At 67.7% G+C, this 13,418-nt stretch carries 10 protein-coding genes; 4 read left to right on the top strand and 6 right to left on the bottom strand.

The genetic code is table 11. The features are described from left to right. Nucleotides 1–6 precede the first annotated feature (6 nt). Complete coding sequence (locus WFK98_RS01025; RefSeq protein WP_266340862.1) at nucleotides 7–825, bottom strand: IclR family transcriptional regulator; 819 nt, start codon at nucleotides 823–825, stop codon at nucleotides 7–9. Nucleotides 826–1,215: 390 nt separating this feature from the next. Between WFK98_RS01025 and WFK98_RS01030 the strand changes: the two genes are divergently transcribed. Beyond that, nucleotides 1,216–2,049, top strand: coding sequence for an MBL fold metallo-hydrolase (locus WFK98_RS01030; RefSeq protein WP_336798980.1), 834 nt, complete (start codon nucleotides 1,216–1,218; stop codon nucleotides 2,047–2,049). 51 nt (nucleotides 2,050–2,100) lie between these two features. Here WFK98_RS01030 and WFK98_RS01035 read toward each other — a convergent pair whose 3' ends face one another. The 5 genes from WFK98_RS01035 to WFK98_RS01055 all read right to left on the bottom strand — a co-directional run bounded on the left by WFK98_RS01035 (nucleotide 2,101) and on the right by WFK98_RS01055 (nucleotide 7,713). After that, nucleotides 2,101–3,111 (bottom strand): ABC transporter ATP-binding protein, encoded by a 1,011-nt coding sequence (locus tag WFK98_RS01035; RefSeq protein WP_336798981.1) that lies wholly within the window; start codon nucleotides 3,109–3,111, stop codon nucleotides 2,101–2,103. After that, nucleotides 3,108–4,142, bottom strand: a complete 1,035-nt coding sequence (locus tag WFK98_RS01040) for an ABC transporter ATP-binding protein (protein WP_336798982.1) — start codon at nucleotides 4,140–4,142, stop codon at nucleotides 3,108–3,110. The genes WFK98_RS01035 and WFK98_RS01040 overlap by 4 nt, the downstream gene beginning before the upstream one ends. Next, the gene (locus WFK98_RS01045; RefSeq protein WP_336798983.1) at nucleotides 4,139–5,164 is read right to left on the bottom strand and encodes an ABC transporter permease; all 1,026 of its coding nucleotides are present in this window, start codon (nucleotides 5,162–5,164) and stop codon (nucleotides 4,139–4,141) included. Before WFK98_RS01045 ends, WFK98_RS01040 begins: the two co-directional genes overlap by 4 nt. A gap of 1 nt (nucleotide 5,165) precedes the next feature. Next, nucleotides 5,166–6,026: an ABC transporter permease gene (locus WFK98_RS01050; protein ID WP_336798984.1), complete on the bottom strand. Its 861-nt coding sequence runs from the start codon at nucleotides 6,024–6,026 to the stop codon at nucleotides 5,166–5,168. A gap of 97 nt (nucleotides 6,027–6,123) precedes the next feature. Further along, nucleotides 6,124–7,713, bottom strand: a complete 1,590-nt coding sequence (locus tag WFK98_RS01055) for an ABC transporter substrate-binding protein (protein WP_336798985.1) — start codon at nucleotides 7,711–7,713, stop codon at nucleotides 6,124–6,126. Nucleotides 7,714–8,030: 317 nt separating this feature from the next. Between WFK98_RS01055 and WFK98_RS01060 the strand changes: the two genes are divergently transcribed. Genes WFK98_RS01060 through WFK98_RS01070 form a run of 3 tightly spaced genes read left to right on the top strand, consistent with a single transcriptional unit; the run spans nucleotide 8,031 to nucleotide 13,334 of the window. Continuing rightward, nucleotides 8,031–10,121 carry a hydantoinase/oxoprolinase family protein gene (locus WFK98_RS01060; RefSeq protein ID WP_336798986.1) on the top strand — a complete coding sequence of 697 codons (2,091 nt, stop codon included), beginning with the start codon at nucleotides 8,031–8,033 and terminating at the stop codon, nucleotides 10,119–10,121. Beyond that, nucleotides 10,121–11,596 (top strand): hydantoinase B/oxoprolinase family protein, encoded by a 1,476-nt coding sequence (locus WFK98_RS01065; protein WP_336798987.1) that lies wholly within the window; start codon nucleotides 10,121–10,123, stop codon nucleotides 11,594–11,596. Before WFK98_RS01060 ends, WFK98_RS01065 begins: the two co-directional genes overlap by 1 nt. Next, nucleotides 11,589–13,334: a hydantoinase B/oxoprolinase family protein gene (locus WFK98_RS01070; protein ID WP_266340871.1), complete on the top strand. Its 1,746-nt coding sequence runs from the start codon at nucleotides 11,589–11,591 to the stop codon at nucleotides 13,332–13,334. Before WFK98_RS01065 ends, WFK98_RS01070 begins: the two co-directional genes overlap by 8 nt. Nucleotides 13,335–13,418: the final 84 nt, after the last annotated feature.

Consider the following 13,418-nt stretch of genomic DNA (forward strand, 5'->3'; position numbering starts at 1 on the left):
GGCGCCTCAGCGCTTGCGCCAGCCCAGCTTGCGCTCGATCGCCTCGGAGGCGTCGCAGACCGCCTTGCCGTAGAGCTCGGGGTTGGCGACGACCTTGTGTTCCGGCAGCACGATCGAGATCGTCGCCACGCAGGCGCCCGACGCGTCGCAGATGGGCGACGCGACGCAGGAGACGAGAAAATCCGTCTCGCTGATCTGGATCGAGAGGCGCTTCTTGAACGCTTCTTCCGCAAGTTCGGAGAGCGCTGCGGCGTCGGTCATGGCCCGCTCCGTCGGGGAGGCCTTGGCGCTGCGCTTGAAGACGGCGATCCGCTCGGCATCCGGCAGGTGGCCGATCAGCAGCCGGCCCGACGCGGTCCAGTTCAGGGGAACCCGCGTGCCGACCTCCGACATGACGCGGAAATGGCCGGGTCCGTCCGCCATCGCCAGCACCACCATGTGGTCGCCGTCGCGGCCGCAGATCTGCACGGTTTCGCCGATTTCGCGGCCGAGTTCATGCATGACATGGCTGGCTTCGCCGAGGAAATCGAGCGTCCGCGCATAGGCCAGTCCGTAGTGGTAGAGCCGGGGCCCGAGCCAGACGAGGCCGTCCGGACGCCGCGACAGCAGATCGCGTTCGACCAGTTCGTCGATGATGACATAGGCGGTCGAGAGCGGTGCGCCGACGGCTTTGGCGATGGCGTAGCTGCCGGCCGGTTCGCCGGAGGTGTAGAGATGGTCGAGGACCTGCAGCGCGCGATCCATCCCGCTGACGCGCGAGCGGCGCGGAGCGCTGGTCTCCTCCGGACTGGCGTCGGTGGCCTTCGTTCGCGGTCCGGACTTCATTGCGGGATCCTTCGCTACACTGAGCGCTATTGCATATATGTGGAATAGGAGGCCGTCTGTCCGGCGTCAATGCCTCGACGCCGGAGCGGCCGCCGGCATCGCTTCCCGATGCAGGAAACGGCATCGGGGCGGAAATATTTGTCACGCATTCGCGCGTATTTGAAACCGAAGATGTTAGTTATTCCGCCAATCCGCGCCAATCATGGTCTGCGTTGAAGCACATTATTGGCATGGAAAACAAATATGTCGGAAGAATTTGACGAAGAGGAAAATAATACTGAAAAGGGTCCGGCGCGCGGATTGCGACGGCGAAGCTTTATTACTTCAGCTGCATTGGCGACGGTGGCGGTTGGCGGCGTGCTGCGGCCATCCGGGGCAGCGGCCCAGTCCGTGGCCTGGAAGCAGGCCGGCAACAACAACCACGTCATCGACCTGCAGAACGCGAGCGCAGCCGGCAAGGCCGGTCCGGTGATCTTCGACTATTTCGGTCACAGCGCGTTTCGCATCACCAGCCCGTCCGGGTTGACGCTTGCCTTCGATCCGTGGCGCAACGACCCCTCGGGCGCATGGGGCATCTGGTTCCCGGGCGAATTCCCGCGCATCACCGTCGATGTCGGCCTGTCGACCCATACTCATTTCGATCATGACGCGCTCGACCGTCTCGACGCCACCGCGATCCTGGATCGGCTGGTCGGCACCTGGGCCTTTGCCGACGTGACGGTCACGGGCATCGCGGACAAGCACGCGACGGACCAGCCCGGCTGGTACAAGTGGATCAACGCGGTGAAGGAGGGCGGGCAGGACCCCTATCCGCCGAACAATCCCGGTCATCTCGACAATGTCACCTATCTGGTCGAGACCGGCGGGGTACGGATCCTGGTCTGGGGCGATAACCGGCACAATCCACCGGAGGACGTCTGGCAGCGCTGGGGCCGGGTCGATGTGCTGACTTTGCCGGTGGACGGTTCACAGCACATCCTGAGCGACGCGCAGGCGACGGCGATCGTCGACCGGCTGAAGCCGAAGATCGTCATCCCGATCCACTACCTCGCCAAGGGCACATCCTCGACCTTGAGCACCTTGCAGGATGCCGATGGCTGGGTCGCGGCGCAGAAAGGCGAGAAGCGGCCGGTCGACGGGCCACGGCTGGTGCTCGACGCCGCGGCTATCGCGCCGCTGGACCGGGCGATCCACTATTTCGCCGATCACGCCGCCAAGGCCTGACCTTTCTGGGCCCGCGCTCCGGCGCGGGCTCCTTCGGCGGGCCTGGTGCCTTCAGGCCGAGGCCAGGCTGAGTTCGCCCGGGAAATGGCAGGCGACCGTGTGATCCTCCGCGCCGTGTGGCCGGAGTGCGGGCCGTTCCTCGGCGCAGATCGGGCGGTTCCTGCCGACCGGGCAGCGGGCGCGAAACACGCAGCCCTGGCTGGCGCCGCTGCCGAGCGGCGAAACCTCGCCCTCCAGCACGATGCGGCTACCCACCTTGGCGCCGACGCGCGGCACGGCGGAGAGCAGGCTGACGGTATAGGGGTGCTGCGGATCGGCGAAGAGCGTCTTCGCGCTGCCGCTCTCCATCACCTGGCCGAGATAGAGCACGGCGAGGTGGTCGCAGAAGAACTCGGCGATCGTCAGGTCGTGCACGATGAAGACGTAGGAGAGGCCGAGCTTGTCCTGCAGGTCCTTGAGAAGGTTCAGGATCTGCGCCTGCACCGAGACGTCGAGCGCCGAGATCGGCTCGTCGAGCACGACCAGCTCCGGCTCCAGCACGAGCGCGCGGGCGATGCCGATGCGCTGGCGCTGGCCGCCGGAAAACTGATGCGGCCGGCGATCGGCGAATTCCGGCCGGATGCCGACCAGTTCCAGCATGGCGTCGACCTTGGCGCCGCGTTCTTTGCCGTCGCCGATGCCGTGCACGATCAGCGGTTCCTCGACGAGGTCGCGCACGCTCATGCGCGGGTCGAGCGTGCCGGTGCTGTCCTGGAACACCATCTGCATGCGCCGGCGCAACTGCCGCATCGGCTCCGGCGCGAGGGCGGCGACATCGATGCCGTCGAAGGTGACGCGGCCGCCGGTCGGCTCGACGAGGCGCAGGATGGCGCGCGCCGCCGTCGACTTGCCGCAGCCGGATTCGCCGACGAGGCCGAAGGTCTCGCCACGCCCGACCGAAAACGAGATGCCGTCGACGGCGCGCAGTTTCTCGTGGCTCGGCTTGAACGGGTTGGCGCTCCGGGCGGCGAAGCTCTTTTCCAGCCTGTCGACGACGAGGAGGGGTGTGTCGCGTCCGGTCATGATGCGACGACCTCGTTCGTACGCGCGGCCCGTTCGGCGGCGAAATGGCATTCGACCAGCGACGGCCCGGCCGAGGTTTCGATCGCGACCGGCGCGGGCTGGCGGTTGCGGCAGATCTCGCGGCCGTTACCGAAGAAGCAGCGGGGCTCGAAGGCGCAGCCGGTCGGCATGGCCGAGAGATCCGGCGGCATGCCGGGAATGGCGCGGAGCCGGGTGCCGATCCGGGCCGGATCCGGAATGCTCTCGAGCAGCGCCTGCGTATAGGGATGGGTCGGCTTGGCGAGGATCGCCTCGGTCGGGCCGCGCTCGACGATGCGACCGGCGTACATGACCTGCACCACGTCGCAGAATTCGGCGACGACGCCGAGATTGTGGGTGATCAAAAGCACCGCCACGCCATGGTCGGCGACGACGCGCTCCAGCAGCGACAGCACCTGCGCCTGCGTCGTCACGTCGAGCGCCGTCGTCGGCTCGTCGGCGATGATCAGGTCGGGCGAATTGGCGAGCGCGATGGCGATCATGACGCGCTGGCGCATGCCGCCGGAATAGTGGTGCGGATAGTCGTCTAGCCGACGCTCGGCTGCCGGCACCTCGACCTCGCGCAGCAGCTCGACCGCGCGGGCGCGCGCCGCCTTGCGGGAGAGGCCGGGCTGGTGGCGGCGCAGTGTGTCGATCATCTGCGCGCCGATCGTCTGGATCGGATCGAGCGCCCCCATCGGGTCCTGGAAGATCAGCGACACGACCTTGCCGCGGATCGACTTCATGGCGCTTTCGCGGAGGCCGACGAGGTTCCGGCCGTCGAGCACGATCTCGCCGGCGGCGATGCGGCCGGGCTTGTCGATCAGGCCGAGGATCGAGAGCGCCAGGGTGGACTTGCCGCAGCCGGATTCGCCGACGATCGCCACCTTCTCGCCGCGCCGGACCATGAGCGAGACGTCGCGGACGGCCGCGACCGCGCCGGTGCGGGTGGCGAATTCGGTGGTGAGGCCGCGCACGTCCAGCAGTGGCGCGCCGTTGGCGGGTGTGCTCATCGGCCGCCTCCCTGGCTCTGGGCGATGCGCGGGTCGAGCATGGCCGCCAGAATGTCCACGATCAGGCTGGTGATCACATAGATGAAGGCGGAGAGCAGGATGAAGGCCTGCACCACGGAAAAATCCTGCTTCAGCACGCCGTCGGTGACGAGCGCGCCGGCGCCCGGCCAGACGAAGACCCGTTCGACCAGCACGCTGCCGGCGAGCAATTGGCCGAACAGCAGGCCGGCGGCGGTCAGCGTCGGCAGGAAGGCATTGGGCAGCGCGTGGCGGACATAGGCGGCCCAGCGTGTCAGCCCGCGGCCGCGCGCGACGGTGATGAAGGGCTCGCGCGTCACCCCTTCGAGATTGGCGCGGAGCAGCCGGTAGAGGAAGCCGAACGGCATCAGGCCGAGCGTGATCGCCGGCAGGATCAGGTGGCGGATCGCGTCCCGGAACGCGGCCCAGTCGCCGGCGAGGAGCGAATCGACCGTGAGCAGCCCGGTGACGGTAGGCGGCGGGATGATGCGCAGCCCGAGCCGTCCCTCCGGGCCCGGCAGCCAGCCGAAGCCCTCGAAGAAGATCAACAGCATCATCAGGCCGAACCAGAAGGGCGGCACGCCCTGGGCGAAGAAGGAGGCCGCCCGGGCGCCGGCGTCGGATATCGGGCCGCGTCGGTAGACGGCGACGAGCGCGCAGGCGACCGCCGCGACGAAGGCGAACAGGAAGGCGAAGAGGCCGAGTTCGACGGTGGCCGGGAAGCGGGCGAGGAGCAGGCCGGCGACCGACTGGCCGGTCGAATAGGAAAAGCCCCAGTCGCCCATGAGGAAGCGCTGCATGTAGATCAGGTACTGGCTCAGGATCGAGCCGTTCAGGCCGAGTTCGGCGCGCAGCGCCTGCACCGCTTCCTCGCCGGCGAACTGGCCGAGGAAGAGCCGCGCCGGATCGCCGGGCGTCAGGCGCAGCAGCACGAAGGCGATCAGCGACGCGCCGACGAGCGAGATCAGCGAGGTGACGACGCGGCCCGAGATCAATCGCAGCATGTCAGCGCACCTGGTTGCGCGCGGAGCGCGGGTTCAAGGCTTCCTCGAGCCGGTCGGCGAGGAGGTTTGCAGCGATCACCGCCAGCAGCACGCCAAGGCCGGGGAAGAGCGCCAGCCACCATTGCCCGGTCAGCGCATATTGCATGCCGTCGGTGATCATCGCTCCCCATTCCGGCTCGGGGATCTGGGCGCCGAGGCCGATGAAGCCGAGGCCCGCCAGCGTCAGGATGGCGTAGCCGAAGACCGAGGCGCATTGCACCAGCATGGTCGGCGCGGTGTGCGGCAGCAGGTGGCGGCCGATGATGCGGCCGCGCTTCGCGCCCATGGCCACGCTCGCCTCGACGAAGGGCATGGTGCGGATCTTCAGGATGTCGCCGCGCATCAGGCGGGCGAAGAAGGGCACGGAGGAGAGTGCGATGCCGATCGCCGCCGTCTCCAGGCCGACGCCGAGGCCGACCGTCACCGCCATGGCGAGGATCAGGGGCGGGAAGGCGGCGAGCGCGTCGATGATGCGCATCAGGACGGTATCGACGGCGCGGCCGCCGATACCCGCCGCGACGCCGATCGCGCCGCCGACGATGAGGCCGGCCAACACCACGACGGCGCCGACAGCGAGCGAGATGCGGGCGCCGGACAGGAAACGGGCGAGCACGTCGCGGCCATTGCTGTCCGTGCCCATGGGATGGGCGAGGGATGGGGCGGCGAGCGGGGCGCCGAAATCCATGTCGAGCGGGCCGAGCGGCCAGAGCCAGGGGCCTAGCAGGGCGCCGAGCACCAGGAGGGCGGCAATCAGGATGGCGAGCGCGAACGCCTTGTCGTCGCCGATCCGCCGCAGCGCGGTGCCAACCCAGGCTCGTTTCAAGAATGTGCTCCGCATGCAAAGGACGGCGCGCGGCCTGTGGACCGCGCGCCCGTATTCGAAGACGCCGGCCGGGGCGTGCCCGGCCGGCAAGCTGACGCTAGCGACCCCAGAGGTTCAGGTCGAACGGACCGTCCTGGGCGAAGTGCCAGTCCTTGACGCCGTCCGAGACGACGGCGGTGTAGACGTCGGCATAGACCGGAATGCGCGGGCTGTCGGCCAGCCAGATCTTGGCGATCTTGTCCCAGAGCGCCTGCCGCTCGGCATCCGTCTTCAGGTCATGACGGGTGTCGAGAAGGGCTTCCGCTTCCTTGCTGCAGTAATTGCTCGTGTTGTAGAGCGACGCGCAGCGCATGTCGTAGTCGAGCAGCCAGGCCGGATCGTCGACCGAGGGGCCGTCGAAGCGGACGATCGCCGCGGTCTTGGTCTTGGCGCCGACGGCTTCCTGGTAGCCGGAGGCCGGCAACTTGCGGATCGTCAGGTTGACGCCGATCTGCGACCACGCGCCTTGGGCGATGGTGGCGATCTGCTCCTGGTCGTTCTGGCCTTCGCGGATGATGATCTCGGCCTTGACCGGGGTCTTCACGCCGGATTCGGCGAGCAGCGCCTTGGCCTTTTCGAGGTCATAGGCGCGCGGCGCGCCGAGCTCGGCCTTGAAGGCCGGGAACTGCGGCGGGTACGGGCCGTAGAACAGTTCGCCATAGCCATGCGCGACGTTCTTCAGGATCGCCTCATAGGGCAGGGCGTAAGAGAGCGCCTCGCGGAACTTGGCGTTGTCGAACGGCGCCGTCTGGTTCGGCAGGCCGATCAGCTGCCAGCGCGCGGTCGGGACCTCGATGATCTTGAGGCCATCGGCGCCCTTCAGGCTCTCGACCGAGGCCTTCGACAGGCCGAGCGTCACGTCGGCCTGCTTGTTGCGGGCCTGCAGCAGCAGCGTGGCGTTGTCGGTGATGAAGTTGACGATCACGTCCTTCTCGCGCGGCGCCTCGCCGAAGAAGTCCGGATTGGCCTTGAAGACGGCGCGGACGCCGGGCTGGTAGTCGGCGAGCAGGTAGGGGCCGCTGCCGGCCGCATGACCGGCGAGCCAGGCCTTGCCGCCATTCGCTTCCACGGCCTTGATGTCGATGATGCCCGTATTGGGCTGGGTCAGTGCATGCGGCAGCAGCGGCTCGCCGCGCTTCAGCTTGATCACCAGCGTCGTGGCGTCCGGGGCTTCGATCGCCTCGGTGTTGCCGAACTGGGCCGCCTCGAAGAAGTAGGTGCCGCAGGTGCCGCTCTTCAGTGTGAATTCGAGCGATGCCTTGACCGCGGCCGCGTCGAGCGGGTTGCCACTCGGGAATTTCAGACCGTCGCGCAGCTTGAAGGTGAGTTCCTTGCCGTCGTCCGAGACCTTGTAGCTCTCGGCGAGGTAGCCGACGATCTTGGTCGTGTCCTCGGTTGTGACCTTCACGCCTTCCGGCGCGTTGGCAACCGGCTTCGCCTCGTAGCGCAGCAGCGGCGTGTAGAGTGGTGCGATGAAGCCGTCATCGGCGATGTCGCAGACGATGGTGGGATCGAGCGTCGGCGGCGGCAGGGAGTAGTTGATGACGAACGGGCCCTCGGCGGCGTTCGCGGCGAGCGGCGCGGCGGCCGTCGCGGCGAGCGCGAGAGCCAGGGCACCGGCCCGGACGCGCGCGGAAATTCCAGACATGAGTCAATCCTCGATTGGCTTGCGGATCTCGATCGCCACATCCGTCGCCAGCCCGGGTGCGTAGCCTGGTCGGGGCGAATATATGCGAGTTTAGGGCACAATAGGCTCACAAAGGACGGCTGACACCGTCTATCGTTTCAAAACAAACGTCAATTGTAGAAGTTCATATCGAAATCACAATTTTTGTTGAAACGAAATTCCTTATGTTGCTAGCGTGCCTCTGGTAGAACGGCCGCGCTATCGCTGCGGCGATAATTTCTATGCATCGAACTTATTATTTAACCACTCGATGCCTATAAAGCGGTCAGGAAGTCGTGATGTCGAATTGGAATGTCGGTATTGACGTTGGTGGAACCTTTACGGACCTTGTCGCCATCGGCCCCAATGGTGAGTTCCGATCGACAAAGACCCCTTCGACGCCGGATCAATCTGACGGTGTACTGAACGCGCTGGAACGACTTGCAGGCGAGTTGGGCCGCTCGCTCACCGAGTTGCTCGGCGACCTGCCTCTGATCGTGCATGGCACGACGGTCGCGACCAACTCGTTGCTCGAATATAACGGCGCCAAGGTCGGGCTGATCACCACCAAGGGCTTTCGCGACGAGATCGAGTTCCGCCGTTCCTACAAGGAGAGCGTGTTCGACCCGCGCCTGAAGCCGCCCCACGCCATCGTGCCGCGCCGTTCGCGCATCGGCGTTGCCGAGCGCGTCGACCATCTGGGCAATGTGCTGACGCCGCTCGACGAGGCCGAGGTGCGCGCCGCCTGCGAGGAATTCCGCCGCCAGGGCGTCGATGCGGTGGCGATCTGCTACCTGTTCTCCTTCGTCAATCCCGCGCATGAGCGCCGCACCGCCGAGATCGTGCGCGAGATGCTGCCGGATGCCTTCATCTCGCTCTCCTGCGACGTGCTGCCGGAGATCCGCGAGTTCGAGCGCGTCTCGACCACCACGGTCAACGCCTTCGTCGGCCCGCGCGTCAACGCCTATCTGACCCATCTGGAAGAGCGCCTGCGCAGCCAGGGCTTCAAGGGCGAGCTCTTCATCATCCAGTCGAATGGCGGCGTGCTCTCGGCCGAGGAGGCCGGCCGCTATGCCGTCAACACGCTCCTGTCGGGGCCGGCCGGCGGCGTCACCGCCGGCTCCTATCTCGGCGAGATGGCCGGCTATGACAACCTGATCACCGTCGACATGGGCGGAACCAGCTACGACATCGCGCTGATCGAGAACCTGCAGCCGGCGGTGACCACCGAAAGCTGGATCGGCCGCTACCGCATCGCGCTGCCGATGCTCGACATCCACACGATCGGCGCCGGCGGCGGCTCGATTGCCTGGGTCGATGCCGGCGGCGCGCTGCAGGTCGGTCCCGCCAGCGCCGGCTCCTATCCGGGCCCGGCCTGCTACAGCCGTGGTGGCACGCGCCCGACCGTCACCGACGCCAATGTCGTGCTCGGCCTGCTCAATCCCGATTTCTTCCTCGGCGGCGAGATGGTCCTCGACCGCGCGAAGGCGGTCGATGCGGTGCGCCGCGAGGTGGCCGAGCCGCTCGGCCTCTCGGTGATCGAGGCAGCGTCCGCCATCATCGAGCTGGTCAATTCCAACATGGCCAACGCCACCCGCCTGGTGACCACCAAGCGCGGCCGCGACCCGCAGCAGTTCGCGCTCGTCGCGGCGGGCGGCGCCGGCGGCATCCATGCCGGCAAGCAGGCCGAGGAGCTCGGCATTCGCACGGTGATCGTGCCGGGCCTGGCGCCGGTGTTCTGCGCGCTCGGCGACAATGTCGCGGATCTGAAGATCAGCGAGAGCCGCACCCATATCGGCCGCGTCGACGAGCTCGATTTCGAGGCGCTGAACGCGCTGTTCCAGGAGATGGAGCAGCGGGCGCGCGGCCGCCTCGCCGGCCAGGCGGTCGCCGGCAATTTCGAGATCAAGCGCAGCCTCGACATGCACTATGTCGGCGAGGTGCATGAGGTGACGGTGCCGATCCGCTCGCGCACCCGCCGCATCACCAAGCTCAACCTCGACGCCACGCTCGGCGATTTCCACGAGCTGCATGAGCGGCTGTTCGCGCACAAGGATCCGAGCCAGCCGGTGGAGATCCTGACGCTGCGCCTCGACCTGATCGGCGTGCGCGAGCGGCCGCGCATGATCCCGCAGGAGTTCGGCGACGAGGACGCCTCGGCGGCGAAGAAGGGCGAGCGGCCGGTTCATTTCGACATCGAGCCGACCACCGTGCCGGTCTATGACGGCGGCAAGCTCAGGGCCGGCAGCTTCATTCCGGGCCCCGCCATCATCGAGCAATGGGGCACGACGATCGCCGTCTATCCGGGCCATGAATGCCTGATCGACGCCTATGGCAACGTGATCATCGAGATCGGCCAGGCCCGCTCCGTGACGGAGCGCGCGGCCTGATGATCCGCTCCCAGATCATCTACAGCCGCATCGCGGCGATCGCCCGGGAGCTGGCCGAGACGGTCGGCCGGACCGCCCGCTCGCCGGGCCTGACCGAGGGCCGGCGCTATGCCGCGGCCCTCCTGACCGGCGAGCCGCAGCTCGTAGCCCAGGCGCAGTACGACGCCAGCCACGTCTTCCTGATCCGCGACAGCGTCGCGGCCCTGCTCGACCGCTTCGCCTTCAATCTCGGCGAGGGCGACATCGTCCTTGTCGGCGATCCCTATAGCGGCGGCTCGACGCCGCAGGCGCTCACCATCGCGGCGCCGCTGTTCTACGAGGGCGAATTGGTGCTCTTCCCGGCCGTCCGCGCCGAGATGGCGGATCTCGCCGGCGAGTTCCCGGGATCGCTGCATCCCTTCGCGTCCGAGACCTGGCAGGAGGCGGTGCGCTTCACGCCGCTGAAGCTCTATCGACACGGCCTGCTGCAGCGCGACGCGCTGCGCTTCATGCTGCGCAACAGCCGCGCCGAGAGCCAGGTCCGCGCCGACATCGAGGCAATCGTCTCGGCGCTCCGCGCCGCCTCGGCCTCGCTCGTCGCGCTGATGGACGAGAAGGGCCGCAAGGCGACCGAGGCGGCCATCGCCTACACGATCACGCACAGCCGCGCGCTCGGCGCCGCGGAGATCACCGAGCGCTACGGCGCCGTCGACCGGACCGAGACGGCTCCGATCTCCATTTCCGCCGACCAGGCGGTCGATCTCGCCGTGAATGTCCGGACGACGGACGGGCAGCTCGCGCTCGATTTCGCCGGGACGGGCGCCAACCGCTCCGGCCCCTACAACATGACGCCCGGCCAGGCGAAGGGCTATGCGCTGGTCGCGGCGCTCGCCGAGACGCTCGACACGACGACGCTGAACGACGGCCATCTGCAGCTCGTCAGCATGACGGCTCCGAAGGGTTCGCTGGTCGATCCGGTGATGCCGGCTGCGACCGGGCTCTCGGACGCGGTGACGGCGCATCATCTGGTGCGGCTGGTGCGCGCGGCGCTGCATGGCGGCGTGGCCCCTGACGAGGCTCGGCTCGACGGCGTGCAGCCGGCCGTGCTCGCCTTCCTGCCGATCGGCGCCGAGGACAACCCGCCGATCAGCCTCGATCCCGGCTTCGCGCTCTCCGCCCAGGGCTGGGGACCGCCGGTGCTCGCCGGTCGCCGGCAGATGCCGTCGGCCGAGGTGCTGGAGGCGCGCGAGCACTTCAACCTCGTCAGCCGCGAGATCGGTGATGACGGCCTGATCCACGCGGTCATCCGCAATGACGGGCCGGAGCTCGAGGGCAATTTCTTCGTGCCGCGCGACCAGGGCGGCCCGCGCGGCCGGCTGACATTGGTCGTCGAAGGCGTGCGCCGGGTCCTGGAGAGTGCCGTGCTGGTGGTGATCCCGCCGGGCGGCCTGATCGAATTCGTCTATCCGGCCTATGCGGAGCGCGTCGATGGATAAGAGAAGCTTTGTTCTGTCGCAGGTCGTCGCCGGCTCGCTGAACACGATCGCCGACGAGATGAGCGCCACCGTAACGCGTACGGCGCGGTCGCCGGTGTTCAACGAGGCGCACGACTTCACCACCGCCATCTTCGAGATGAAGGACATGAAGTCCCGTCTCGTCGCCCAGTCGCCGGGCTGCACGCTGCATCTCTACGCCGTGGCCATGGCGGTCGACCGCGCGATCGACGCGTTCAAGTACGATCTGCAGCCGGGCGACGTCATCCTCGCCTCCGACCCCTACAATGGCGGCACGCATATCCCGGATCTCGTGATCGTCACGCCGGTGTTCCACGACCGCAAGCCGATCCTGTTCCCGGCGGTGCGCGCCCATATGGGCGATGTCGGCGGGCCGGTCGCGGGCGGCTATAATCCGCATGCCCGCGACGTCTGGCAGGACGGGCTGGTCATGCCGCCGGTCAAGATCGTCGAGCGCGGCGAGAAGCGGGCCGACATGTTCGACCTCATCGTCGCCAACAACCGCATCGCGCACTGGATCAACGGCGATCTCGATTCGATGATCGGCGCCTGCCAGCTGGCGAGCCGGCGCATCGGCGAGCTGTTCGACCGCTACGGCCTCGACACCGTGCGCACCGCCATCCAGTCGAATGTCGATTATTCCGAGCGCCGCGTGCGGGCCGAGATCGAGAGCTGGGCCGACGGCGAATATTACGCCGAGACCTTCGTCGACCACGACTACCAGGGCCAGCGCGACGTCAAGGTCGCCTGCAAGGCGATCGTCAAGGGATCGGACCTGACGCTCGATTTCACCGGCACCGATCCGCAGGTGAAGGGCTTCATCAACAGCCCGATCGCCAACACGATGTCGTTCATCTTCATCGGGCTGACGACCTGCTGCGACGAGGACATCCCGATCAACGAGGGCTGCATGGCGCCGGTGACGGTGATCGCGCCCGAGGGAACGGTGATCAACCCGAACCGGCCCGCTCCGGTCGGCACCTGCACCTGCTCGGCCGGCGCCGAGGTGACCGAGGCGGTGCTGCTGGCGCTGGCGCAATGCGCCCCCAAGCGCGTCGGCGTCAATGCGCACAAGATGCCGCTCGCCATGTCCTATGGCAGCTATGACGACGAGCGCATGTGGGTGTTCCTGAACTTCATCGGCTTCACCGGCGGTGCGGGCGCCGCCTACGAGACCGACGGCTGGGGCCTCTATCCGCCGCTGATGACGGGCGTGATCCTGCCTTCGATCGAGATGACGGAGATCCAGTACCCGACCCGGATCCTGAAGCACGAATATGTGTCCGACGCGACCGGCGCCGGCCGTTGGCGCGGCGCGCCCGGCCTCGAGACGATCACGCAGCACCTGGTTCCCAACCAGACCAGCGTGATGATGGAGGGCGTGCGCCATACGGCCAAGGGCATGGTCGGCGGCGAACACGGCGCCTCGAACCGCGTCTACCTGGCGACGCCCGACGGCGTCGAGACCGAGATCCCCGAATACGCCTTCATGCACCCGCTCGAGGCCGGCGGCGCCATCCGCACCATTCGCGGCGGCGGCGGCGGCTGGGGCGAGGCCATGGAGCGCCCGCCCGAGGCGGTCCGCGAGGACGTCATCGACGGCTATGTCACGCGGGATGGCGCGTTCGCGGACTACGGCGTGGTGATCGGCGAGGACTTCGCCATCGACGAGGCGGCGACCCGCGCCGCCCGTGCGGAACGGCTGTCGCGCGCCGCCTGATCGATCGTCCATGCCCGGGCCCCGGTCCGGGCATGGCTCCCGGATCCGTCCGGGCTCCCATCATGCGCCGCGGTCGCGGCTGGA

It is taken from the genome of Kaistia sp. MMO-174 (genome assembly GCF_037147815.1).
Classification (GTDB): domain Bacteria; phylum Pseudomonadota; class Alphaproteobacteria; order Rhizobiales; family Kaistiaceae; genus Kaistia; species Kaistia nematophila.

Coding starts and splice junctions, on each gene's coding strand:
- WFK98_RS01040 (WP_336798982.1), bottom strand. CDS start 4,142: ATGAGCACACCCGCCAACGGCGCGCCACTGCTGGACGTGCGCGGCCTC.
- WFK98_RS01025 (WP_266340862.1), bottom strand. CDS start 825: ATGAAGTCCGGACCGCGAACGAAGGCCACCGACGCCAGTCCGGAGGAG.
- WFK98_RS01055 (WP_336798985.1), bottom strand. CDS start 7,713: ATGTCTGGAATTTCCGCGCGCGTCCGGGCCGGTGCCCTGGCTCTCGCG.
- WFK98_RS01070 (WP_266340871.1), top strand. CDS start 11,589: ATGGATAAGAGAAGCTTTGTTCTGTCGCAGGTCGTCGCCGGCTCGCTG.
- WFK98_RS01060 (WP_336798986.1), top strand. CDS start 8,031: ATGTCGAATTGGAATGTCGGTATTGACGTTGGTGGAACCTTTACGGAC.
- WFK98_RS01035 (WP_336798981.1), bottom strand. CDS start 3,111: ATGACCGGACGCGACACACCCCTCCTCGTCGTCGACAGGCTGGAAAAG.
- WFK98_RS01045 (WP_336798983.1), bottom strand. CDS start 5,164: ATGCTGCGATTGATCTCGGGCCGCGTCGTCACCTCGCTGATCTCGCTC.
- WFK98_RS01065 (WP_336798987.1), top strand. CDS start 10,121: ATGATCCGCTCCCAGATCATCTACAGCCGCATCGCGGCGATCGCCCGG.